Annotated in this window: 19 protein-coding genes; 14 read left to right on the top strand and 5 right to left on the bottom strand. The window is 60.7% G+C overall.

Annotated elements, in window-relative coordinates; all coding sequences use genetic code 11:
• Positions 1 to 57 precede the first annotated feature (57 nt).
• The 10 genes from K8U03_04090 to corA all read left to right on the top strand — a co-directional run bounded on the left by K8U03_04090 (position 58) and on the right by corA (position 15,323).
• Complete coding sequence (locus tag K8U03_04090; GenBank protein MCE9604064.1) at positions 58 to 849, top strand: sensor histidine kinase; 792 nt, start codon at positions 58 to 60, stop codon at positions 847 to 849.
• Between the two features lie 82 nt (positions 850 to 931).
• The gene (locus K8U03_04085; protein ID MCE9604063.1) at positions 932 to 2,380 is read left to right on the top strand and encodes a sigma-54 dependent transcriptional regulator; all 1,449 of its coding nucleotides are present in this window, start codon (positions 932 to 934) and stop codon (positions 2,378 to 2,380) included.
• 163 nt (positions 2,381 to 2,543) lie between these two features.
• Complete coding sequence (mutL, locus tag K8U03_04080; GenBank protein ID MCE9604062.1) at positions 2,544 to 4,544, top strand: DNA mismatch repair endonuclease MutL; 2,001 nt, start codon at positions 2,544 to 2,546, stop codon at positions 4,542 to 4,544.
• Between the two features lie 16 nt (positions 4,545 to 4,560).
• Positions 4,561 to 6,036: a shikimate dehydrogenase gene (gene aroE, locus K8U03_04075; GenBank protein ID MCE9604061.1), complete on the top strand. Its 1,476-nt coding sequence runs from the start codon at positions 4,561 to 4,563 to the stop codon at positions 6,034 to 6,036.
• 22 nt (positions 6,037 to 6,058) lie between these two features.
• Positions 6,059 to 6,595, top strand: a complete 537-nt coding sequence (locus tag K8U03_04070; GenBank protein MCE9604060.1) for a shikimate kinase — start codon at positions 6,059 to 6,061, stop codon at positions 6,593 to 6,595.
• Positions 6,592 to 7,881: an A24 family peptidase gene (locus K8U03_04065; protein MCE9604059.1), complete on the top strand. Its 1,290-nt coding sequence runs from the start codon at positions 6,592 to 6,594 to the stop codon at positions 7,879 to 7,881. The genes K8U03_04070 and K8U03_04065 overlap by 4 nt, the downstream gene beginning before the upstream one ends.
• A 78-nt stretch (positions 7,882 to 7,959) precedes the next feature.
• On the top strand, positions 7,960 to 8,448 hold the full coding sequence (locus K8U03_04060; GenBank protein ID MCE9604058.1) for a hypothetical protein: 489 nt from the start codon (positions 7,960 to 7,962) through the stop codon (positions 8,446 to 8,448).
• A gap of 34 nt (positions 8,449 to 8,482) precedes the next feature.
• Entirely contained in the window at positions 8,483 to 10,348 is a 1,866-nt protein-coding gene (locus K8U03_04055; protein ID MCE9604057.1) for a tetratricopeptide repeat protein, read from the top strand.
• A 209-nt stretch (positions 10,349 to 10,557) separates the two neighbouring features.
• Positions 10,558 to 14,079: a mechanosensitive ion channel gene (locus K8U03_04050; GenBank protein MCE9604056.1), complete on the top strand. Its 3,522-nt coding sequence runs from the start codon at positions 10,558 to 10,560 to the stop codon at positions 14,077 to 14,079.
• 95 nt (positions 14,080 to 14,174) lie between these two features.
• Positions 14,175 to 15,323: a magnesium/cobalt transporter CorA gene (corA, locus tag K8U03_04045; protein ID MCE9604055.1), complete on the top strand. Its 1,149-nt coding sequence runs from the start codon at positions 14,175 to 14,177 to the stop codon at positions 15,321 to 15,323.
• An 18-nt stretch (positions 15,324 to 15,341) separates the two neighbouring features.
• On the opposite strand, the gene K8U03_04040 is transcribed toward corA, so the two are convergent.
• Positions 15,342 to 15,557, bottom strand: a complete 216-nt coding sequence (locus K8U03_04040; protein MCE9604054.1) for a winged helix-turn-helix domain-containing protein — start codon at positions 15,555 to 15,557, stop codon at positions 15,342 to 15,344.
• 208 nt (positions 15,558 to 15,765) lie between these two features.
• A complete protein-coding gene (locus tag K8U03_04035) occupies positions 15,766 to 16,308 on the bottom strand; it encodes a hypothetical protein (GenBank protein MCE9604053.1) in 543 nt (180 codons plus the stop codon).
• Between the two features lie 91 nt (positions 16,309 to 16,399).
• Here K8U03_04035 and K8U03_04030 point away from each other — a divergent pair, with 91 nt between their 5' ends.
• Positions 16,400 to 17,320: a tetratricopeptide repeat protein gene (locus K8U03_04030; GenBank protein ID MCE9604052.1), complete on the top strand. Its 921-nt coding sequence runs from the start codon at positions 16,400 to 16,402 to the stop codon at positions 17,318 to 17,320.
• A 251-nt stretch (positions 17,321 to 17,571) separates the two neighbouring features.
• Positions 17,572 to 17,805 carry a hypothetical protein gene (locus K8U03_04025; GenBank protein MCE9604051.1) on the top strand — a complete coding sequence of 78 codons (234 nt, stop codon included), beginning with the start codon at positions 17,572 to 17,574 and terminating at the stop codon, positions 17,803 to 17,805.
• 61 nt (positions 17,806 to 17,866) lie between these two features.
• On the opposite strand, the gene K8U03_04020 is transcribed toward K8U03_04025, so the two are convergent.
• From K8U03_04020 to pyk, 3 genes are all read right to left on the bottom strand, one after another.
• A complete protein-coding gene (locus K8U03_04020) occupies positions 17,867 to 19,756 on the bottom strand; it encodes an ABC transporter permease subunit (protein ID MCE9604050.1) in 1,890 nt (629 codons plus the stop codon).
• Positions 19,757 to 20,178: 422 nt separating this feature from the next.
• Positions 20,179 to 20,538 (bottom strand): hypothetical protein, encoded by a 360-nt coding sequence (locus K8U03_04015; protein MCE9604049.1) that lies wholly within the window; start codon positions 20,536 to 20,538, stop codon positions 20,179 to 20,181.
• 219 nt (positions 20,539 to 20,757) lie between these two features.
• A complete protein-coding gene (pyk, locus tag K8U03_04010) occupies positions 20,758 to 22,203 on the bottom strand; it encodes a pyruvate kinase (GenBank protein MCE9604048.1) in 1,446 nt (481 codons plus the stop codon).
• 70 nt (positions 22,204 to 22,273) lie between these two features.
• Between pyk and K8U03_04005 the strand changes: the two genes are divergently transcribed.
• A complete protein-coding gene (locus K8U03_04005) occupies positions 22,274 to 22,858 on the top strand; it encodes a DUF6174 domain-containing protein (GenBank protein ID MCE9604047.1) in 585 nt (194 codons plus the stop codon).
• Between the two features lie 37 nt (positions 22,859 to 22,895).
• Positions 22,896 to 23,714, top strand: a complete 819-nt coding sequence (locus tag K8U03_04000; protein ID MCE9604046.1) for an SDR family NAD(P)-dependent oxidoreductase — start codon at positions 22,896 to 22,898, stop codon at positions 23,712 to 23,714.
• Positions 23,715 to 23,773: the final 59 nt, after the last annotated feature.

Here is a 23,773-nt window from a genome sequence, read left to right as displayed (position 1 = left end):
GGCTTTTTCGTTTTGATCGCCCCGATCTTCGTCGCCTGAATTCGGCCGCCGGCATTCATGATCGACAACGGAGTACGCACCGAAGAAGACGCTCTACGCGAGAGCCATGCCGAGCAGTATGCGCAGATCGCGCGGCTCACCGGCTCGCTCGCTCATGAGATCAAGAATCCGTTGTCGACGATCGTGCTCAACATGGAGCTCTTGGCCGAAGACTTCGTAGACATTCAGACACCGCGCGATAAGCGGATCTCGGCGAAGATCCAAATGGTGCAGCGCGAATGTCGCCGGCTGCAAACGATCCTCGACGACTTCTTGAACTTCGCCAAGGTGCGCCGGCTCAACTTCGAGCCGAGCGACTTGAACGAAGAGCTTCGCAAACTGCTCGACTTCTTTCGCCCGAAAGCCGAAGAGAGCCGCATCGAAATCGTGCCGTACTTGCGTTCCGATTTGCCGAGCGTGCTGCTCGATCGCGAGCAGTTTCGTGGGGCGATGCTCAATCTCATTCTCAACGCGCAGCAGTCGATGCCCGGCGGCGGGCAACTCGTCGTCGCGACCGACACGACGCCGCGCGGAGTTTGTCTGCATCTCATCGACACCGGTTGTGGGATGGACGAAAAGACCCTGGCCCGCATCTTCGAGGCGTTCTATTCGACGAAGCCCGGCGGCACGGGCCTCGGCCTGCCGATGACGGGCAAAGTGATCGAGGCGCACGGCGGAACGGTTACCTGTCAAAGCGAGCTCGGCCGTGGAACTCGCTTTACGATCGAGCTGCCGATGCTTCGGCGCTTGGGCGAAGACTCGGCGTTGCACGAATCGACGGATGCCGCGCCGCAGGAACGCGAAGTTTAAGTCACGAAATCCGTGCATCGGCGCTTGGGTTCGCTCCCCCTGCCCCCTCCGCACCTCCCGCGGGATTGGGTATGATTGCCCTATGTCCAAGACCGCGGCCAAAGCCGCTCCCAAACCCGTCACCGAACCCCTCACGCGCAGCAAGGTGCTGATCATCGACAACGATGAGCCGCACGCCTTGACGATGGCCGACGGTCTCGAGCGGGTCGGCTTCGATTGCACCACGGCCACGAGCGGGCCCGAGGGGTTGAAGCAATTAGAGCGCAACGAGTTCGACGTCATCATTACCGACCTGGTGATGAACGACGTCGGTGGCTTGGAAGTCTTGGCCCGCGCGAAAGACGACCAGCCGGACGCGGAAGTCATTCTCGTAACCGGGCACGGCACCGTTCCTTCGGCCGTCGAAGCGATGCAGCAAGGGGCGTTCAATTACCTACTTAAGCCGCTGGATATCAACCAGCTGCGAGCCGTCACTGAGAAAGCGGCGGTCGCGGCTCGGCTGCGGCGGACGAATATCGAGCTCAATCGCCGGCTCGACGAGAAGTTCGGCTTCGAAGGGGTCGTCGGCACTAGTACGAAAATGAACGACCTGATCGGGTTGTTGAAACGGGTCGCTCCGACGAACGCCGCCGTGCTGATTCAAGGGGAGACGGGAACCGGCAAGGAACTCGTCGCCCAGGCGATTCATCACAACAGCCCGCGGAAAAACAAGCCGTTCGTGGCGCTGAACTGCGCTGCGCTCAGCGATACCATTCTCGAAAGCGAACTTTTCGGGCACGTCGCCGGTGCGTTTACCGACGCCCGGCACGACCGGATCGGCAAATTCGAATACGCCAACGGCGGCACTTTGTTTCTTGATGAAGTCGGCGACATGCCGATGCCGACGCAGATCAAATTGCTCCGCGTCTTGGAGAGCAGCGAGATTACGCGCGTCGGCTCGAATGAGCAAGTCAAAGTCAATGTGCGGATCATCTCGGCGACGAACCGCAATCTCGAACAAGCGATCGCGGCCGGGACGTTTCGGAGCGATCTCTATCATCGATTGAAAGTCGTCACGATCGTCTTGCCGCGGTTGGTCGATCGGCGGGAAGATATTCCGTTGTTGATCGAGCACTTCATGAAGCAGTTCGCGAAGCAGCACGAGAAGACGGTCAAGAGCATGTCGACCGCTGCTCGACGTAGGATGATGGCCTACGACTGGCCGGGGAACGTCCGCGAATTGCGCAACGCCGTCGAACGGATGATCGTCGTCGATATGGACGGCGTGCTCGACGTCGATGATCTGCCGAGTGAGCTCGTCGATCCGGCGACGGAAGAGACGGCCGGCACGACGGTCGAGCATCCCGTCGGTGCGTCTCCGGCCGGCGGTGTCGGACTGGCTTCGCTGGTCGGTCGCCCGCTGGAAGAGATCGAACGGATGTTCATCACCGAGACTCTCACCGCAGCCGACGGCAATCGCGAAGAAGCCGCCCGCATGCTCGCCATCGGCGAACGAACGCTGTATCGGAAGATCAAGGAATACGGGCTGTGACAGTGGTCGGTGGTCAGTGGTCGGTGGTCAGTTGAAAGACAGGAAACCAGAAGTCAGAAACCAGAAGAAAAGAAGCTAGTTCGCTCCTTCGTCATTAGAAATTCGACATTCGTCATTCCCTCTCTGACCCCCGATCTCCGACCCCCGACCCCTGCTCCGCCCTATGCCGATCCTCCGCCTCCCCACTTCCGTCGTCAATAAGATCGCTGCCGGCGAGGTGATCGAGCGGCCGGCGAGCGTCGTCAAGGAATTGGCGGAGAACTCGCTCGACGCCGGGGCGACGCGTGTCGAGATTTCGGTCGAGCAAGGGGGGATGGAACTGATTCGAGTCGCCGACGACGGCGGCGGGATTCCGCGCGAAGAACTGCCGCTCGCCGTAGCCAGCCATGCGACGAGCAAACTCGTCGATGCCGACGATCTGTTCCGCGTCCACACGTTCGGCTTTCGCGGCGAAGCGTTGGCGAGCGTCGCCGAGATCAGCCGGTTCCTGCTCAAGAGCCGGACGCCGACGAGCGACGAAGGTTGGGAACTCGAGGTCGTCGGCGGCGTGCATGGCGATCCGGCTCCGTGCGGCATGTCGCCCGGCACGACGATCGAGATTCGCAACCTGTTTTACAACACGCCGGTGCGGCGCAAATTCATGCGCTCCGCTCAGACCGAGATGGGGCATGTCACCGAAGCCTTCACCCGGCTCGCGCTCGCTTATCCGCAAGTTCGTTTCATGCTCCGGCACAACGAACGGGTCGTCTACGATCTCCCGTCAGGCCAAGACGTCGAATCGCGGATCGCGCTCTTCTTCGGCGACGATCTGGCGCGGGATCTTATTCAGGTCGACAACCGCGACGGCGACATTCGCTTGCACGGTCATGTCGCCCGACCAAGTCAGAGTCGTTCGCATCCGCGGATGCAATACTTGTTTCTCAACGGCCGCTTCATTCGCGATCGTTCGTTACAGCACGCGCTCACCGAATCGTATCGCGGCTTACTCCTGACGGGCAGATACCCGATCACGTTTCTCCGTTTCGAGATGCCGGCCGACGCCGTGGATGTGAACGTCCATCCGACGAAGCTGGAAGTCCGCTTTCAAGACGGCGGCCGGATCTACAGCCAATTGCTGAGCACGCTCCGCACGAAGTTCCTAGCGACCGATCTCACGCATCGACTCGAACCGGTTCCCGCGGCGAAATCGACGGCCGATGCTCTGCCGAGCCCTGCCGACGACGCGAACTCCGCGGCTCACGACCCGAGTCAAACGGCCCGCCTTCGGCAAGATTTCGTCCGTTGGGCGCAAGGGGGGCCCGCGACCGGCGATCGCCCGGCAGCGGGCATCGCCGCGAACGTCGCGCCGTGGGATCTCGACGACTCCGCTTCCGGTGCGACAGCCGGCGCGCTCCTCTCGGCCGCGCCGCCTGGGATGCCGCTCGGTTTGCACAAGGTCGCGCCGTTTCGACCGTATCCCGATTTCGGTAGTTCGACGATGGCCCGCAGCGCGACTCGTCCGGAAAGTCCGACGCAGACCGCGCCTGAGTCGAACGCCGCGAGCCGCGACGAATCGCTTGCCGTTGCGCAAGAGCCGGCCGCGCTTTATCGCGACCCGATGCGGGCCATTCAGGTTCACGATCGGTATCTATTGGCCGAGAGCGATGAAGGGGTGCTCGTGATCGATCAGCACGCCCTTCATGAACGGATTCTTTACGAACAACTGCGGGCGAAGATTAACGACGGCAAACTCGAAAGCCAAGCGTTGCTCGTCCCGGAGCCGGTCGATTTGCCGGCTTCCGAAGCGGCGATGGTGTTGGAGAAGAGTGACGTCTTGGCGCAACTCGGGATCAAGGTCGAACCGTTCGGCGGCGACACGATTCTCGTCTCCAGCTATCCGGCGATGCTCGCCAAGGTGCCGGCCGCGGAGATTTTGCGTTCCGTAGTCGATCAGCTCATCGTCGACGGCAAGGTGCCGCAACGCCGTGATTTGCTCGACGAGTTGTTGCACATGATCTCTTGCAAAGCGGCGATCAAAGCAGGCGACCCGTTGAAGCAGGAAGAGGTCGCGGCGCTGCTCGCGCAGCGGCACTTGGTGCGCGACACGCACCACTGTCCGCACGGCCGGCCGACCGCCTTGGTGTTTACCAAAGAAGAACTCGATAAGCAGTTCAAACGAACGTAGCTCTTAGCTCGAATCTATGTCGCTGATTTGCGTCACTTTGGCTTGCGACGATCCCGCGACCTTGCGGGCTCGCCATGCCGCGCTCGTTCACGAAGGCTGCGGGCTGGTCGAATACCGGCTCGATTTTCTGTCGCAACCGTTCGATGTCGCTCACATCGTCGCAGGCCGGCCCGGCCCGATCATCGTCACGGTTCGCCGGCCCGAGGATGGTGGACGCTGGACGGCTGCGGAAGAAACGCGGCGCGATATCTTGCGCGCAGCAGTCGCGGCCGGTGCCGAGTATGTCGACTTCGAGCCCGACGCCGCCCAGGCGATTCCGCGCTCGGGCACGACCCGCCGCATCGTGAGCATGCACGATTTCAAAACGATGCCGAGCGACCTCGCGGCGATCCATGCCAAGCTCGCCGCGTGCGATGCCGATGTCGTCAAACTCGCCGTGATGGCCGAGCGGGCGACCGACGTGTTTCGTGTGTTGCGCTTGATGCGCGACGTGAATGCGAACTCAAAGGCCGCTACCGTCGGGCTTTGCATGGGAGAACTCGGCCTGCCGTCGCGCGTGATGGGCGCAAGGTATGGCGCGCCGTTTTCTTATTCTGCGCCGTCGGCAGTGGAAGCGGTCGCACCGGGGCAGATCGGCTTCCTGCAAATGCGCGATCTCTATCGGTACGAATCGATCACGGCCGACACCCCGTTCTACGGCGTGATCGGCGACCCGATCGGCCATAGTCGTAGTCCGGCGATTCATAACGCAGCGTTGGCGGATGCCGACTTAGATGGCTGTTACGTGCCGTTTCGTGTTCCTCCGGCGGACCTCGCAGCGTTTCTCGCCGAAGCTCCGGAGTTCGGCGTGCGCGGCATCAGTGTGACGATTCCTCATAAGGAAGCAGCGCTTCGCCGCGCGACGAAGCTCGATCCGGCGACGGAAGCGATCGGCGCGGTGAACACGCTCGTGTTTGAGCCCGAGGGGGAAACGTTGGGCTATAACACCGACGAGCCGGGAGCGATGGAAAGCCTGGAAGCGGCAGCCGGCGCGGAGGGTTCGTTGGCCGGTAAGCGGGCGTTGGTTCTCGGTGCCGGAGGGGCTGCGAAAGGAATCGTGTACGGATTGTTGCGGCGCGGCGTCGTGACGACGGTGACCAATCGCAATCCCGAGCGTGCGGAAGAATTAGCGAAATCGCTCGGCTGCCGCACTGTCGACTGGGACGCACGGAGCGAAGTCGAGTACGACATCCTCGTGAACTGCACGCCGCTCGGGATGTATCCGAAGATCGACGATACGCCGCTCGCGAAAGATTATTTGCGGCCCGGCGCGATCGTGTTCGACACCGTCTATAATCCGGCCGAAACGCGACTTTTACGAGAGGCGAAAGAGCGCGGCTCGAAGATCGTCGTCGGAACCGAAATGTTTCTTCGACAAGCCGCGTGGCAGTTTCGCTACTTCACCGGAACGCACGCGCCGCTCGAAGTCATGCGCGCCGCTCTCAAAGATTAACGCCGGACTCTCGAAGCGAAATATGAATTTGCTGCTCATCGGATATCGAGGGACCGGAAAGACGACCGTCGCGCGGCATATCGCCGAGCGGCTCGGTTGGAGCTGGCTCGATGCCGATGTCGAGTTGGAGCGCCGCGCGGGGAAGACGATCGCCGCGATGTTCGCCGAAGACGGCGAAGAAGCGTTTCGGAACTTGGAATCGGAAGTCCTGGCCGATGTGCTGGAGCGGGAGCAGACCATCGTCGCACTCGGTGGCGGAGTCGTGGTACGCGAGCGGAATCGCGATCTGATCCGCGGACGCCCCGGCGTCGTGTGGCTGCAGGCAGGTCCGGAGACGTTGCATGCGCGGATCGAAGCCGATGCCGTGACCCTCGGGCGCCGGCCGAACCTCACGCTTCACGGCGGCTTGCCTGAGATCGCGATGTTGCTCGCGAAGCGCGAGCCTTGGTATCGCGAATGTGCGGCGCTCATCGTCGATACGGACGCCGCTCCTCCGGAAGTCGCCGCGGAAGAAATCATCGCTCGGTTGGGTCTTCGGCCCGTAAGGGAGCCGTCGTGAATTTGTTTCTCGGCTTTCTGTCGTTGCCGCTCGGCGTCCGATTGTCGCTCGCGGCCCTGGTCGGCATGTTGCTGGCTGCCGTCGTCAATTGGGCGACCTATTCGTTGGCCTACGAGCCCCGATTCCATAGCCCTTGGTCGCGCCGGCATCCGCGCGATACGGCGTTCGGGCCCTCGGATCGGCTGCCGATCTACGGCTGGTGGCGATTGCGGCGCATGGCGCCGACGCTGGGGCGAGGATTTTGGATTCGTCCCCTCTTGATCGAGATCGGCTGCGCGATCGGCATTCCTTGTTGGTATTGGTGGGAGACGGTGCAAGGAGGTTTGTTATCTCCGCCTGCCCAGCCGCCGGCGATCGCCGCGGACGTTGCTTTGAGTTTTATTTTGCACGTGCAATTCTTCGTGCATCTGGTGCTCGGCATGTTCATGCTCGCGGCTTCGCTGATCGACGCCGATGAACGCAACATTCCGGATGCGGTTACGGTACCAGGCACGCTGCTGGGGCTCGCGTTGTTGACGTTGCTTCCTTGGGGGCTGCTGCCGCACTTATTCGATCTGCGAACCGGACGCGTACTGCCGCTCGATGCCGCAGCTCCCGAGATTTGGCCTCAGGCGGTCTTCGGCGGCGGACGGACGATCGGGCTCATCGTCGGACTGGCGTGCTTTTGGCTCTGGTGTTGGGGCTTGATCTTCGGCGGACGCTTGCCGCCGCTCAAGTGGAACATCCTCCGAGTGCGTCGCACGGCGCGAGTGACGATGGCGCGCATCCGTCTCGATCCATCGATACCTTGGGTCGTCGGTACGGGCATCGTCGGCTCGGCGCTGATCGGCCTGGTTTGGAACTACGAAGCGCTTCGTTGGGGCTCGCTGTTGACTGCGCTGATCGGCTTAGCCGGCGGAGCGGCGATCGTCTGGATCGTGCGCATTCTCGGTGGATGGGCCTTTCAAAAGGAAGCGATGGGCTTCGGCGACGTCACGCTCATGGCGATGATCGGCGCGTATCTCGGTTGGCAGCCGGCCTTGATCGTGTTCTTCGCCGCTCCGATCGCCGCGCTCATCCTTTGTCTCCCGTCTTGGTTCTTCGGGACGCGCGAAATGCTCCCGTACGGCCCTTACCTCTGCTCCGCCGCAATGGCCGTAATCTTGGCTTGGAGCCCGGTGTGGGAATGGGCGTCGGACCGGTTCATGATGGCGTGGCTCGTGCCTGGGGTGCTCGTCGTCGGGTTTCTTCTCTTGGGTTGTAGTCTGGCATTATTGCGGGCGTTGCGCTCGTTCGGCAGCCGGTAGACGATTCGGCCGGCGTCGATATTCTCGGCTTATTTCGGAGCTAGACTTCACGGGAGAACTTCGGTCTCGAAGGCTCTCTTGCTGAATTTTCGCTGCCCGATCGAGCGTTTGCCGATGTTGCTCTACGAAACCATCACCGATCTTTCGTCGTCCGCCGAAGTCGTCGTGCGGCGGCGATACGGCGTGATCGAAACCATCGAGGGGCAACTGCTTCGCGTGACCTACCGCCCGTTTCCGAAGGTCTCGACGGAACTCGGCACACGATTCTTCGGACAACTGGCGCACCGTCTTCTCCGGGGCAACCGGTGTCGGCTATACTTCAATCAGCCCCGCAGCTGCCCGAAGTTCATTGCGTTGCAATACGTCGAAACGACGCGCGATGCCGACTACGCGACCTTCCGGCGCGCGCTGACGACGTTGGATGAAATCGCCCGCCTTAAGAATGCCGACGCCCTCGTATGCGACGCCTCGAATCTGAAACTTTCCGATCGCTTCCTGGCCCGGCTGGGTTGGGAGCCGCACGCTCCGATGCCGGGGCATCGCAACTTCATCAAGCGCTTCAGGTAGTAGAGCGAGCGACGCTTGCGCGCGAGGTCGCGGCATGAGCGTGAGCGGCGCCGCGGCGCCTAAGCAAGAGACGACGTCGTCACCGGACGCTTGCTTGTCGTCGCGCAGCGAGAGCTTTGCGCGGCGCTTCGGCTGGGTCGTGCTGATCCTCGCGCCTCTGATGGCGTACGGCAATTCGTTTCATGTTCCCTTCGTGTTCGATGGGTTCAACTACATCGTCGAGCAGGCGTGGATCGGAGATATCTGGAGCGGTGAGAAGTCGAAGGTCGAGCGATTTTTCATCGAGGCACGAACGCGACCGCTCGTTTACCTGTCGTTCGCTCTCGACTTTAAGACGTCGCAATTCGTGACGAAAACGTTCGGTATCGAGCCGACGTCGGGGCACTACTTGCCCGTGTGGCATGCTACGGGCATCGCGATTCATATCATCGCGGGTCTTGCGCTGTACGGCGTTGCGCGCCGCGGGTTCGCCGCCGCTTGTCTCGGAGGACGTTTTGCGAATTCGTCCGAGCGTGTCGCGTTGGTCGTGGCGCTCCTTTGGGTCGTTCATCCGTTGAACACGCAGAGCATTACTTATCTCTATCAGCGGCATGAATCGCTGATGGGGATGTTCTATTTGCTGACGCTCTACGCATTCACTCGCTTCGCCGACGGGAGCCGCTTACGGTGGGGCTGGGCGATTGCGTCGGTGTTCGCGTGTCTGTGCGGAATGGGCGCGAAAGAAGTGATGATCACTGCTCCGTTCGTCGTGCTCTGGTATGACCGGACGTTCGTCGCTTCCGCCTGGGGCGAGCTCCTGCGAAACCGCGGGCTTTATCATTTGGCGACTTTCGTTACGCTCGGGCTGTTGTTCTTCTTGATGGCCTTCACCTGGAAAGATTACCCCAATGCGGGAATTCTCGACACTTCGCGCGTGACGCCCCAGGAGTACGCGCTAACGCAATTGGGAGTCGTACGGCGCTACATGCAGCTTGCCGTCTTGCCGGTGGATCTGAACATCGACTACGCTTGGCGCATGCCGGTGACCTGGCCGGCGTCGGACCGGTTTCCGTATATCGCTCCGCGGCCGACCAAGTTCGAGTGGGAAAGAATCGTTTTTCCTGCGATCGTCGTCGGCGGATTCGGATTCTTGACGCTGATCGCGCTTTTTCGTTGTCCACCGCTCGGCTTCCTCGCCGGTTCTTTCTTCTTGATCTTAGCGCCTACGTCGAGCATCGCGCCGATCATCGATCTTTGCTTCGAACATCGAATGTACTTGCCGCTCGCGCCGATCGTTGCCTTGATCGTCGTCGTCGGAAATGCAGGCCTCAACGCGCTTGGCGGAAAGTTCGGCTTACGCGAGACGACCGGCTTGATCTTTAAGAGCGTCGTCGTCGCGCTTCTCGCGACGGCTTTGATTGGGTTGACGCTGCGCCGCAACTACGACTATCGGAGTCAGGTCGCGTTGTGGGAAGACGCGACACACAAGGCTCCCGGCAACGAGCGTGCGAAGTACAACTTCGGCGTGTACTTGCAAATCGAAGGTACGCCGGAGTCGATGGATCGAGCGATCGAGCAGTATTACTTAACATTGAAGATGGAACCGAACTACACCAGTGCCCATTTTAATCTTGCTAATATCTTTCTCTATCGCAGCAAGTGGGCCGATGCCGAGCGCCATTATTTGGAAGTTCTGCGGATCGAGCCTACCCATTCGGAGGCGCGATACTCGTTAGCGGACACCTACTATCGACAGCTGCGCTTAGACGAGGCACGCTATTATCTGGATCGACTCTTGATCGATGAACCGACCAACGCCAACGCGAGCGCGTTGTCGGCAAAGGTCATCGAACTGATCAATCGACCGGTTCCGACATCGACCCCTACCGGATCGCGTCCGCCGCCGCACCCGGCTCCCTGAGAGCACGGACTTTTCATGGTGCGGCTTACGACCGCCGGCACGCAGTTGAGACGATTCGCAACGTGAATGCCGGTAACGCCTTGCAACGCCGCTGATTGGCGTGGCCGACGTTCGTTGCGCGAGTTACAATCGCGACCCCTCACCGACCGGCATTTGCCGGCGGCGAGGAGTTATCAAAGTAGCTTGGGCCGCGAAAGGAATCGCAGGCAATGTCGCATCGAATCATGTCGCGGGTTTTCCGTTCGGCGGCGTCCGTCTACTTGCTGATGGTGAGCGGCGTTGGCATCGTCGCGGCACAATCGACGCCGGCTCCAACGACGCAGCCGACGGTCGATGTCTCGGCCGCGCAAATCGAAGCGGCGCTGCAGGCCGCCGAGCAAGATCCCGAATCGAACGGCGATGTGAAGAAAAGCATCGTCGAACTTTATCGGCAAGCACTCGACGAACTGCGCCAAGCGGATCAGTGGCGCGCGAAAGGAGCCGAGTTCGATGCTCAGCGCGGGCAAGCTCCCGCGGAAACAGAGAAGCTCAAGGCACTCGAAAGCGAAGCACCCGACGACGCGCCTCCGGAGAAGCCGAACTCCGAGAACCTCGATGAATTGAAACAACGGCTGGCGCTACTCGAAGCCGAACTGAAAACGTCGCGCGAAGGTCAAGTCGACTTGGAAGGTCAGCAGCGCCGTCGGACGACGCGCTTCGATGAAGTACGCACCCTCGACGAAGCCGCTCGTAAGCGGTTGGAAGAACTCTACCGGCAACTCGGCGCAGCGCCGGCAACCGGCGGCGAACGGAACGAGGCGGCGGAAAAAGCGCAGCGGGTCCTGCTCCTGACGCGTCGCGCGAACATCCTTGCCGAGCGAGCTTCTTATGCACAAGAGTTGCCGAGCTACGAAGCGACGCGAGAGTTGTTGCGTATGCGGTTAGACATCGCGATACGCACCACGAATGCTTTGGACAAACAAACGGCCGTGTGGAAGGAAGCGGTCGGGCGGCGGATGGAAGTCGTCGCGGAAGAGCAGGCCCGCGATGCGCGTTGGAAACTCATCACGACACGCCGCGAGTTGCTCCCTTGGGCGGAAGAAAACGAACGCTTGACGCAGCAGCGGAGCGCCGCCGACGGACCGGCCGCGAAATTGAAAGTCGTGCAGCGCAACGTCAAGGAAACGAAGCAACGGCTGGCGCGGCTCAAAAGCGAATTCTCCCACATGAGGCAAGTCGCCGATCTCACGGGTGATCTCGGGCAGTTGCTCGTGAAGCAACGCCGGCAGCTTCCCGATGTGCGCGTGCTCGGCGATTCCGTTCGTGATCGGCAGCAGGAAATCGCGAGCACGAAACTGCAACTCGTCGATCTCGAAGCACAGCGCTCGGAGCTTGCCGATATCGATGCGCAAACCCTTGCGGTGTTCGCTCCGTTGGAGGAAAAGCTCGACGATGAAGAGCGAAGAAAATTAGAGCCCGCTATTCGAGAATTGCTCACGGCGCGGCGCGGCTATCTCGATGCGTTGATCGCCGATTACAACGCCTACTTCAACGCGATGGTGCTGGAGCAAGATAAGACCGAACGCGAGCTGATGCAGACGGTGCGGCTCTATCAGACCTATATCGACGAACGAATTCTCTGGGTCGCGAGTTATCCGCCCCAAACAGGGCTCACGTCCGCCGACTTTACCGCTGCGACAAGTCAATTGGTGAGCCCGAGTAATTGGCTCGACGTCGGCTCGCGGCTCATCGCCGACGCTCGAGCGGCGCCGCTGGTCTGGTTCGTTGCGCTTGTCACGGCCGTGGCGTTCGTGCTGTGCCTGCATCGAAGTCGGTCCCGAATCGCGAAATTGGGGACCGACGCGGAGCAAGACGTCACGGTCGGCATTCGTCCGACGATTCAGGCTCTCGCTCTAACGATCGTCGTCGCCTCCCCTGCCCCGGCCGTGTTGTGGTTTCTCGGTTCGCGCCTGTCGGCGCAATCGAATGCCGATGGCTTCGTTCGCGCCTTGGCAACGGCCATGTTCGTGACGGCCCCGGTGTGGGCGACGATCGCCCTCGTACGGCAGTCGCTCCGCCGCAACGGTCTTGCCGTCGCGCATCTGAACATGCCGAGCGAGATCGCCGATCGAACGCGTCGACTGATGTGGCGTCTCGCCTCGATCGGCATTCCTGCTACGGCGATCGCGGCGGCGATGGAGTCTTTCGAAGTCGTCGCTTGGCAAGCTTCGCTCGGGCGGGCGGCGTTCGTCGTCGGCATGGCTTGCCTGTTGCGCGCCGCTCAATTTGCATTGCATCCGACCAAAGGAATTCTCGCTCGGCTTTCCGACGAAGATGTCGACGATTTCCGTCATCGTCTTCGGCGGTTGTGGTTCATCGGCGGTTGCCTGCCGCCGGCGGTTCTCATCGGGCTCTCGCTCGCGGGCTACCATTACGCTGCGTTGCAACTCGCTTATCGACTGCAAAGCACGCTGTGGTTGGTCCTCGGTTGCGTTCTGGTGCGCGGCTTGCTCCTCCGTTGGCTCTATGTCGCTCGCCGGAAATTGGCGCGGCAACAGATGGCGCAAACCTCGCCGACGCAACTCGAAACGACGACGGACGCCGCACGCTTCGCAAAACTAGGAACTAGTATTGCAGCGTCGATATCCACGACGAGCGGCATCGTTGCCCCACCGCGCCGTGCCGTGGCAGGGCTCAGTTTGAAAACGATCGATATCCAGAGTCGGCGAATTCTGAATAGTTTCGGGGCTTTGGTGCTCCTGATGGGCACCTGGTGGATCTGGACCGACATGCTTCCCGCCCTGCAATTCCTCGACCGGTGGCAGCTGTATTCTTATGCCGTCACGCAAGCCGAGTCGGTCGCGCGAACCGATGGTGCGGCGCAAGTCGTCGAGGTCGTCCGATTGCAATGGGTGACGGCTGCCGATGTCACCTGGGCCGCGATCATTCTCTTCATGACGATCGTCGCGGGTCGGAACCTGCCGGGCCTATTGGAAATCTCTTGCTTACGCTGGCTGCCGATCGATCAAGGAGTTCGCTACGCCGTGACGACGGCCGCACGTTACGTCATTCACATCGCAGGAGTCGTGGCGATGTGCAATGCGGTCGGCGTGCAATGGTCGAGCGTGCAATGGCTCGCCGCCGCGATGACCGTCGGGCTGGGTTTCGGCTTGCAGGAGATCTTCGCCAACTTCATCTCCGGACTCATCATTCTTTGCGAGCGCCCGATTCGCGTCGGCGATACCGTCACGATCGGCGACGTTACCGGCACGGTGAATCGAATCCGCGGCCGTGCGACCACGATCGTCGATTGGGATCGCAAGGAATTGATCGTTCCGAATAAGGAATTCATTACGGGAAAACTCGTCAACTGGACCCTCACCGACGATGTGCTACGAACCGTGATTCGCATCGGCGTCGGGCACGGTTCCGACGTTCGGTTGGTCGGAGAACTGTTGTTGCAGGCGGCCCGCGAGAATACTTTGGTGCTCGCCGATCCCTCGCCGAGCGTGGCGTTTACGCAGGTCGGCGAAGGACGTTTGGAGTTCGAGTTGCGCGTCTTTAGTTCCGGTTTGGAAGCGCTCACGCCGCTACGCCATCAACTCAACACGACGATTCTTCGCACGTTCGACGAAGCCGGCCTGGAGATCGCCTCCGGGCCGAAGGAAATGGTGCTTCGCACGACGCAGTCGTTGCTGGCCGGTTTGGAGGATCGAACGTCATTTCCTCTGACCGAGAAGAAGGTCGCCTAAATCGACGAGGGTCGACAGCGCCGGTTCGTTCGAGGATGATTCAACGTCGTTGCCGCAGGGCGTGTCGCGAAGTTTCCTCGCAAGGGGCGTAAGCCGTGAGCCGACAGAAGCCTGACAAACATCGTTTGCCGCATTTCCGGCGTCGCAAAGCGACGGCCGGCGCGCCGCCGGGTTCGATCATCATCGATCCGCAAGCGCCGTGTCCGGAGATGCATTTGATGGCTTACGACAAAGATAAGCTGATCGATCGCGACATCGCGGATGTCGCGGCGGTGAAGCCGTATCTGGCGACCGGACAGGTCGTATGGATCAATGTCGAAGGGCTCGGCAGCGAGAAGACGTTGCGCGACATCGCGGCGTTATTCCATCTTCATCCGTTGGCGATGGAAGACGTCGTCAACGTGCATCAACGGCCGAAGATCGATCGTTACGGCGAACTGCTGTTCATCACGATTCGCATGCACGCGCAGAAGGAGATCTTGCAGACGGAGCAAGTGAGCTTCTTCGTCGGGAAGCGGTTCGTCATCACGTTTTTAGAAGATCCGGGCGACTGCTTCGATGCGGTTCGCCGACGCTTGCGCGAAAGCGACGGTTTGATCCGGCAACGGGGTGCCGATTATCTGGCCTACGCCTTGCTGGACGGAGCGGTCGACGCCTTCTTTCCGTTGTTGGAAGAGTTCGGCGAACGGTTGGAAGAATTGGAAGACGAAGTGATTCTTACGCCGTCGCCTGCGGCAGCCGCGCGCATCCATGAAGCGAAATTCAATTTACGCGCGCTGCGGCGCGTCATCTGGCCGCTGCGCGAAGCGATGAACGAGTTGGCTCGAGATACTTCGTCGATCATCTGCGAGGAGACGCGTGTTTACCTGCGCGATCTCTACGATCACACGGTGCAGATCATCGACATCGTAGAAACCTATCGAGAAATGGGCTCCGATCTCACGGATCTCTACTTGTCGAGCCTGAGCAATCGGATGAACGAGATCATGCGCGTGCTGACCGTGATCGCGACGATCTTCATGCCGCTCAGCTTTATCGTCGGCGTCTACGGCATGAACTTCAACGCCGACTCACCTTGGAACATGCCGGAGTTGAACTGGAAGTATGGCTATCTGTTCGTCTGGATCATTATCTTGGCGACGGCGTGCGGGATGCTGGGGTTCTTCTACCGTCGCGGCTGGCTCGGCGCTCAGTCGAATTCCGCGTTGCTGAAGCGAGATCGAGAATCGAACGGAGCCGATTGATCCATCCGCGCCGGTCGGCTATTTCAAGCTGAATTTCTTCGTGCGGCCGTCTTCGACTTCGATCTTATCTTCGCGGGCCAGCCAGCCGAGCGCTTGCAGCACCGTGTCGCGCGGAGCTCCGGTCTCCTTAATCAGCTTCGTGAGCGAAGTGGGCCCCTGCACCGCAAGCGTCTTCCAGACGATGCCGGCAGTCTCGCCGATGCCGGTCGTGCCTGATGTCTCTAACGTCGCCATGAACCGATCCTCCGTGCGCTAAGATCTACTGAGGAAGCCCGTCGTCACGACTGCCTACGCACTCGCCCGAATGTTCTTGGCGGGTGATGGAAGCTACGACGAAGGCAACTAGGAGACTGAAATATAGCGATCCAAGCCGCGACGGCTCAAGCGCTTTGCCGCCGGCTTAACGCTCGGAAGTCGCTAGACAATCGACCGCGAGCGACTCTTACTTCGGGTTCGGTGCGGGCATGCCGGCAAGCAGGCTGATCGTCATCGCATGAAACACGGGACCAATCGCGTCGAAATCGCGATCGTCGGCTTGGCAGAATACGACGACGACGCAATTTGAAGATTCAAACACGCGAATCTGGGCGGTGTTGGTAAGGTCGAGGCAATAGAAATTGACATCCGCCCCGACGATCTCTCGCCCTTGGATCGATTCGTTGATCTCTTCTACGTCGAGGTCGCTGTAGGTTTCCTTTAGCGCCGCGATGGCCGATCGTATCAACGACTCCGCTTCCACATCTGCCGGGTGGAGCGACACACTCCAAAAGGATTCCGTCGGGCTGTAAACAGTGACCGATGCGGCCCCCTCTAAGGCCGAGGTCTCATCGACGGTCCAATTGTCGGGATAGGTAAACCGGATTCCCATCTTATTAAATACGGCAGGCATGGCTTTCGACGCGATAGAGGTAAATAGGGGGCAATGCTTTGCATTATAGGAAACGTTGCCGGCAAAAGAAGGCTCGCCGCCGCTCGATGCCGGCATCTCCGGACGTCTTGCTCCCGAGCGCGCGTTTCCACTACGATCTCGACCCACTGTTTCGTGCCGAAATTCCAGCCGAGCCCCCGACGTCGTGATGCTCTATCCGCGACCTATCGAGCGGTTATCTCTTCTCGCGCTGCTGTTGTTGCCGCTGCTGTTGCCTTGCGGTGGTTGCTGCCTCTGGCGAATGCAGAATCCGGTGAGCAAGTCGGTCGTCGAGAGTCGGCAATACGTGCAGCAAGGGGTTAACGCGCTGGAGCGTCGCGATCTCTCCGAAGCCGAGCGCTACTGCTCGCAAGCGATTCGGGCCTGCCCCGACGACCCGGAGGCGCGGCGGCATTACGCGGACGTGCTATGGGAACAAGGGCGTCCGAAAGAAGCGATCGCACAAATCGAAGCTGCGCTTAACCATGCAGCCGACGATACCGAGACACGCCTTCGCGCGGCGGAGATGCGCTTAATCACGCGCGACTACGAAGGCTCGCTCGCCGATGTACGCCGGGCCATCGACGTCGATCCGAAGTCGGCTGCGGCTTGGGCGATGAAAGGCCGGATCCTGCGCGAGCGGGGTGAGTTGCAACAAGCACTCGCCGACACTCAACGTTCGCTCACCTACGAGCCGCGAAACCGTGTAGTCTTGCGCCAATCGGCCGACCTCTACGCGGCGTTGCAGCAGCCGAACAAAGCGCTCTGCTCCTTGCAAGCTCTCGCCGATACCTATGGGCCCGGTGAAGAGCCGCAAGACTTATTCGTGGCCGAGGGGTTTGCCTACGCGGCCTTAGACCGGCGTTACGAAGCAGCGAAGTCGTTGCGGGCTGCGTGCGAGCGAGGTCCGGCGACGTCGGAGTTGTTGCTCGCGCTGGCGGAAGTAGAAACATCGGCAGGCCAGAGCTTGGAAGCGTACCGCACGGCACAACAAGCGATCGCGCTCGCTCCCGACGATCCCCGTTGTCGCGCGATGTTGCAGCAGACCGCAGCCGCGGCGACCGGGGCGCTCGGCAACTATCGCCGGTAGATGGTCGCGAGAACCGGCGACGACGGATAATCCGATCGTAACGCTTAGCGGAATTCTTCGGCGATGGATCTCATATCGCTGGTTGTGCGAAATGCCTTGTCTAGCGATGATTCCGCCTCGTCGGCTTCGGCTTCATTTGCTCCCCCGCTAAGGGCGATCTAAAGTTCCGCAGGACTGCTTTCGTTGCGCCCAGAAGATGCGGGATGCGTGGCCCGTTTCGCAACGTGGGGAGTCGTCGAGGAATACGATCGATGTCGCAAGAACTAGGCAGGACCGAGCCCAATTGGTCGGATCGTCGGCAACGCGAGGCCGCGAATCAACCGGCCGTCGAACGGCGTCAATTCGCCGATGCCCATTCGGAGCTCTCCGGCGAAGCGCGCGAGTTGGCGATGGCGATCGACAACTATAAGCGGATTCATCGTCGCCGCTTCATCACGCATGAAGAAATGATCAACGTGATCAAGTCGCTCGGATATCATCGCTAAACTAGAGAACAACGACGAGACGCAAGCGGTTCGCTGAGGCCCACCTTCGCCGACGCGGCTCTTAGGCTTCTTTCTCATCTACGGACGTCGTGCGCCCGGCGGCTACGTCGAACTCGAAGATCGCCGGCACCAGCAGCGCCGCCGACGCGAAGCAGTATGCGCCGACCACGGCTAAAAAGGTGGCGAGCAACGCATCGAGCAAGAAGCTCGTCATGGCATAGAAAGTCGCCAAGGGTAGCGCGAACGACGCCAATGTGATCGCGGGGGACGGGTTTCTACGCCCCAGCGCCACGTAGAGGCCGATGCCGCCGCCGACGATCGTGGCGAGAAACGGTTGCAGCTGCGCCTGAAACGAACCGCTGAACGCGGTCATGATGCGCATGCTCACGGCCGTTCCGACGATGAGAAAGAAAACGGTCGCTAGGCTCACCGCGGCTGCATTGCGCGAGTTCGAGTAGTGCATGCCGATATGCAATCCGACCACGGCGGCGAAGCCGGCAACCGCGAGCCAGCCGAACGCAAGATAACCGGCGGATTCTCCGTCGGTCACACCGAACCACCACAGCGCCAAGGCCATGACGAGCGGCGCGGCAAGCATCTCCTTGGTGTTGTAAAAGATGCCGCCGAGCTTGCCGAACACGAATTCCTTCGGCGTCAGATCGGTAACGAGCAAGAGATCGATCGCGCGAACATCACGCTCCGAGGTGACCGCGGTAACCGCTTGCATGTTGATGAGCAAAGCGCCGACGATGGCGGCCGGAACGACGAGCGTCGCCAATTGGACGAACGAGGTCGTCGATTCTTTCGCGGCGGCCGATAGTCCCCACATGCCGGCGACGATGAGTCCGACGTATGCAGCACGAACCGGCAACACTTTTCGACCGTAAGCCCAAGTTCGAATTTCGCGCCACAGGATCGGGTTGTCCCACACTGCGCGGCTCTTTCTCAGACCGCGACCGGCGACCGGCGACGAAGCATCGGGCCGTTGTTCGGCGGCCGAATTGGACGTTCGCGCCGCGGAAAGACTCCAGCGGTGCTCGATACCTTCAGGTCGCGCTGCGGAATTTCGTGACTTCGCTTCGGCCTCGAGAACCGGGCCGGGAGTCGAACTTGCGATCATCACCTCGCGCGAAGGATTCCACACGCGAACGCGCCAAATCGCCCAGAGGTTCAGCAAGCCGCTTAGCATCAGCGAGACGACGACGGTAAGACTCCACGACGAATAGGGAACGAATCGAGAGGCGATACCGACGGTCGAATCGTCGACCGTAAACGGCCGCACCACGACCAGAATCGCATGCCAAGGGCTCGCCACGGCTGCCCAAGTATCACAGGAAATTCCGCGACAATCGTTTCCCAGCGCCCCGCGCGCGACCGCTTCCCAGAAGCCGGTCCAAGCAATGATGACGAGGGTCGTCGTCGCCAACGTTTGAAAGGTCTTGTCGCGCCACAACGCGATGGTCGAGCCAAGGCTTCCGGCGACGATCATCGCTCCGACCGTGATCCAAAAAACCGCGATGATCTTACTGAACTCGATGCCTCCCATCAGGGCCGTGAGCGCTAAGAACGGCACTGCGGCGATGACGAGGTTGGCGACGGCCAGCAAGCTGCCCAACAGCTTGCCGAGGACGAGTTCGCTATTCGACAGATTCGTGAGTAAAAGCAGATCGAACGTGCGACGATCTTTCTCTTGGGCCACGGCCGCCGCCGTCGAAAGAGCCGCGAAGAAAACGGCGGCCGACAGATGCAACGGCGCGAGGAGTTGGAAAATAGTCGTGCCGAAGTGGGCGAAGTCGCCGACGTTGCGCACGACTTGCGAGCCTGCGAGCACTTGCCACGCGGTGATGATGAGCACCGCCGAGGCGCCGCCGTAAGTAGCGCGGGCAAAGAACAATCGACCGCGGCGCGGCAAGGTCGTCCATTCACGCGTGAAAAGAGGGCCGACGATCAACGACTAGCTCCGGACGAAGGATGCGTCGCGAACTCTCCGCCGGTCGCGAACGCGCTTGCCATGATAAACGAACGGCGACGGCGCGCGAACCGCCCCGGCGGCGATTGATCGCCGAGCGGCAAATGAATCCGACGAAGAAGTCGGACTGAGCGGCAGGCGACGGGACTTAGTCCAGGAGCCGCTCGATGAGCCGATAAAAAAAGGTCATGGCAATCCGTTCCGTCGGTTTGCCATGACCTCTATCCTGAAACGCTACGGCCGGCCGTAACGTCCTATCTACGTGTATCGGCAACTCGACCGGACTTCTTCATTTCTTTTCTCCACCCTACATCGACGATACATGAATCGCTCATCGAAAACTCATGGACCGCGGAGCGCGAGCAGGTGCCGAGAATGGATCGGAAAGGTGCAATCGACGACGACTAGTTGAACACGAGCGGCGCACGCCCGATCGTTCCCGTCCCCCCTTGGCATGCCGAGCAACCGGGCAACATCCGCAAGCCGAACGTCGAGCCGCAGGTGGGAGCGGGCGTGCAGGGTGCGCAGCCGCAATTGCCGCCGATCGGACGAGTGTTCGGCAGAGCACAGGCTTGCTTCCAACCTGTCCAGACCGAGAGCTTTTCGCAGCACCCAGGGGTCGGGCAGGCAACGGGGGCATGGTAGCCGGCGCTGAAGCCCAGACCGAGGCGGCGCAAACAATCGCCGGCGCGCGAGGTGCCGCAAAGTCCGACGACGACCAGCAGAATGGTAGCGGCGCGAAGTGCGAGGTAGCGAGCGAGCATGCGATGGTCTCCATGCCGGCGGATCGCGATGAGGATGGCATCGCTCCGCAACGGCTTTGATCGTTATCGGCGGAAGTGCGCGATGAGGCGGATCATGCCTCGAACGCGGCGAAACAATTCGAGCGAGTTATCGCAGCGCGCACGAAACGATCGGTACGATCGTTAATCTTTCGATAGGCGACCAGGTCGACCGATGCGGGCAAGCTGAACGCCGCCGGCTTAGACGGCTTGGCCGACGATATGGACGCGGACCATGTTGTGTCCCTTCGAGGCGAGGCCGATGCCGGCAACGAGTACGAGGTTGTCGCCGACCGCGAGGGTTCCGTTATCGATCCCCCACTTCTGCACATGCTGAATCAGCTCGAAGCTGTCAGTAGTCGGCGCCTCGGCCAAGGGAATGACCCCCCAATAAAGACACATTTGCCGCAGCGTCGATTCTCGATTGCTGACGCCGATCGTCGGGATGAGGCTCCGATGTTTCGAGACGGCCAGCGCCGTAACGCCGCTATGGCTGACCACGATCATGATCTTCGCATCGAGTTGCTTGGCGATCTGCGTGGCCCCGAGCACGACTCCGTGCGTAATCGGCTCGAGGCCTTCGGGGAGTCGATCGGGAGTTTGAAACGGCGGACGCGTTGCGAAAAGCGGTTCCGTCGCGACGGCTACCCGATCCATCATTTCCACCGCGGCGATCGGAAAGTCGCCGACGGCCGTTTCGCCCGAAAGCATGCAGGCATCGCAGCCGTCGAGAATCGCGTTGGCGATATCGGTTACTTCCGCGCGCGTCGGCCTTGGAGAGTGTTGCATGCTGTCGAGCATTTGCGTCGCTACGATGACCGGCTTTTGATACCGGTGGCACATCGCAATGATTTGCTTCTGCACGACCGGCATGCGGGCCACATCGATCTCGACGCCGAGATCGCCGCGCGCAACCATGATGCCGTCCGTAGCGTTGACGATCGCTTCCAAATGATCGAGCGCTTCTTGCTTTTCGATCTTGGCGATCACGCGGGCCGAAGAATGGTGGAAGTCGAGCAGCCACTTTAATTCGAGCACTTCCTTCGGCGAGCGGACGAAGCTCAGGCTCACGTAGTCGACGCCGTTCTTCGCCGCCCACACGGCGTGTTCTTTGTCTTCTTCGCTCATCGCCGGCAAGCTGACTTTCACCCCCGGCAGATTGATTCCTTGGCGGCTGCGGATCGGGCCGGCTTGCACGCAACGGCACTTCGCGCCGTTTTTGGTTTTCGATTCGACGAGCATGCTCACCGTGCCGTCGGCCAGCATCACGCGATCGCCGACCTGGAGTTCGTCGACTAAGCGATCGTAGGTGGAGCCAAGCTTGTGCGGGTCGGCAGATTGTTCTTCGCGAATGAATTCGAATTGTGCGTTGAGTTCGCATTTCACTTCGCCTCCCACGAGTTCGCCCAAGCGAATCTTCGGGCCTGCCAGATCGACCAGCACGGCGATGGGGTGCCGCTTCTCGGCGCTTAGCTTGCGAATGCGTGCGAGTACTTCTTCGTGTTGCGGAATCTCGCCGTGTGCCATGTTAAGACGAAAGACATCGACTCCGGCGTCGATCAGCGCAGAGAGTTGCGCCTCTTCGCGCGAAGCGGGCCCGACCGTGGCGATGATCTTTGTATTGGCGCGCGAGCGATTGACGTTCATGGCAACATCCCTGGTGCTGAAATGGAGTGACTGAGAGTATACTGTATCGGCTTCGATCGTATCGAGCGGCTTGCTTCGTTATCGCTACATCGTCATTCTTACGCGCGCTTGCCTCCCCTGTATGGACTGTCATCCGGAAATCTTGAGAGCGCGCCGCGGGATCGCACGTCGCACGATCGTCGTAGCGTTGATTCCGGTGCTTGTTGTGGCGGCGATGATCGGGATTCGCAAATGGATCGGGCCCGGCTTGCCGGAATGTAAGCCCGCCGATCTTGCTGCGGCGCGCGAACGCTGGGCCGCAGCCGGCCTTGCCGACTACGACATCACGATCGTGCTCAGCGGCCGACAGTCGGGCGAGATTAAGGTGAGCGTGCGCGATAGTCGACCGACGGCGATGACCCGCAACGGTATTCAGCCGAAACAAGAGCGAACTTGGGAGCCTTGGACGGTGCCGGGCATGTTCGATACCGTCGATACCGATTTGGAAAGCACGGAGCGGCCGAAAGAGAAATACGGCAACGATGTGGCCGGCGTCATGATTCGTTGTCGATTCGATGAGCGATTCGGCTATCCGAAAAAATACCTGCATCAGATCATGGGACGGCATCAAGACTTGGAATGGGAAGTTACGGAATTTAAGCCAATCACGGAATGAGCTTTCGCAGCCGTTGCCTTAGAGAATCCAATTCGTCATGTCTTACTGGTCGCAAAAAGTCGTCGTCGTCACCGGAGCTTCCGGCGGATTGGGGTATTCGATCGCCGAAGCATTCGTTCGCGCCGGAGCGAACGTCGTCTTATCGGCGCGTACTCCGGCGACTTTACAAGCCGCTGAAGAGCGGTTGCGCTTACTCAACGGCCAGTCGCGAGAAGTCGGCCTCCTCAGCGTGCCGACCGACGTGACGCGCGACGAAGACGTCGCCGCGCTGATTGCTCGGACGATCGAACGCTTCGGTCGGATCGATGCCTTGGTGAACAACGCCGGTCTTTCGATGCGCAAGGGGGTGCTCGAGACGACGGTCGAAGATTTCCGCGAGATGCTCGACTTGAACTTGTTGGCGGTCGTGCGTTGCACGCGTGCCGCGGCTCCGCACCTCATCGCGTCGAAAGGGCACTTGGTCAATATCGGCTCGCTTGCCGGTAAGGCCGCCTCGCGCTTTCTCGGGGCATACCCGGCGTCGAAGTTCGCCGTCACGGCTTACACGCAGCAGCTTCGTCTCGAGCTCGCCGTCGAAGGGTTGCATGTGTTGCTGGTCTGCCCCGGCCCGATTGCACGCGACGACGGTCGGGTGCGGAGCCCGGAAGAGTTGGCGAAGTTGCCCGAGAGCGCCCGAAAACCGGGCGGAGGTGTGAAGGTAAGTCGAATACAGCCCGAGGTTTTGGCGGCGAAAATCTTGACTGCGTGCGAGCGACGTCGGGGGGAGTTGATCGTGCCGTGGAAGGCTCGAATTCTGTTTACGCTGATGCAGACTTCCCCTGTTTTAGCCGACTGGTTAATCCGGAAGTTCACCTGAACTTGGTCGGAATCGGCTACACTATTTCGGCCGAGGACATTTGTTCGGTCGAGGCGCGG

The sequence above is a fragment of the Planctomycetia bacterium genome (assembly GCA_021413845.1).
Taxonomy (GTDB): Bacteria; Planctomycetota; Planctomycetia; order Pirellulales; family PNKZ01; genus PNKZ01.
This window is presented reverse-complemented; position numbering and strand designations above follow the sequence as displayed.

What these genes read in the sequence shown, in the direction of transcription:
- K8U03_04090 (MCE9604064.1), top strand. Translation starts at nt 58, where the DNA reads ATGATCGACAACGGAGTACGCACCGAAGAAGACGCTCTACGCGAGAGC.
- K8U03_04085 (MCE9604063.1), top strand. Translation starts at nt 932, where the DNA reads ATGTCCAAGACCGCGGCCAAAGCCGCTCCCAAACCCGTCACCGAACCC.
- mutL (MCE9604062.1), top strand. Translation starts at nt 2,544, where the DNA reads ATGCCGATCCTCCGCCTCCCCACTTCCGTCGTCAATAAGATCGCTGCC.
- aroE (MCE9604061.1), top strand. Translation starts at nt 4,561, where the DNA reads ATGTCGCTGATTTGCGTCACTTTGGCTTGCGACGATCCCGCGACCTTG.
- K8U03_04070 (MCE9604060.1), top strand. Translation starts at nt 6,059, where the DNA reads ATGAATTTGCTGCTCATCGGATATCGAGGGACCGGAAAGACGACCGTC.
- K8U03_04055 (MCE9604057.1), top strand. Translation starts at nt 8,483, where the DNA reads ATGAGCGTGAGCGGCGCCGCGGCGCCTAAGCAAGAGACGACGTCGTCA.
- K8U03_04050 (MCE9604056.1), top strand. Translation starts at nt 10,558, where the DNA reads ATGTCGCATCGAATCATGTCGCGGGTTTTCCGTTCGGCGGCGTCCGTC.
- K8U03_04040 (MCE9604054.1), bottom strand. Translation starts at nt 15,557, where the DNA reads ATGGCGACGTTAGAGACATCAGGCACGACCGGCATCGGCGAGACTGCC.
- K8U03_04035 (MCE9604053.1), bottom strand. Translation starts at nt 16,308, where the DNA reads ATGCCGGCATCGAGCGGCGGCGAGCCTTCTTTTGCCGGCAACGTTTCC.
- K8U03_04030 (MCE9604052.1), top strand. Translation starts at nt 16,400, where the DNA reads ATGCTCTATCCGCGACCTATCGAGCGGTTATCTCTTCTCGCGCTGCTG.
- K8U03_04025 (MCE9604051.1), top strand. Translation starts at nt 17,572, where the DNA reads ATGTCGCAAGAACTAGGCAGGACCGAGCCCAATTGGTCGGATCGTCGG.
- K8U03_04015 (MCE9604049.1), bottom strand. Translation starts at nt 20,538, where the DNA reads ATGCTCGCTCGCTACCTCGCACTTCGCGCCGCTACCATTCTGCTGGTC.
- pyk (MCE9604048.1), bottom strand. Translation starts at nt 22,203, where the DNA reads ATGAACGTCAATCGCTCGCGCGCCAATACAAAGATCATCGCCACGGTC.
- K8U03_04000 (MCE9604046.1), top strand. Translation starts at nt 22,896, where the DNA reads ATGTCTTACTGGTCGCAAAAAGTCGTCGTCGTCACCGGAGCTTCCGGC.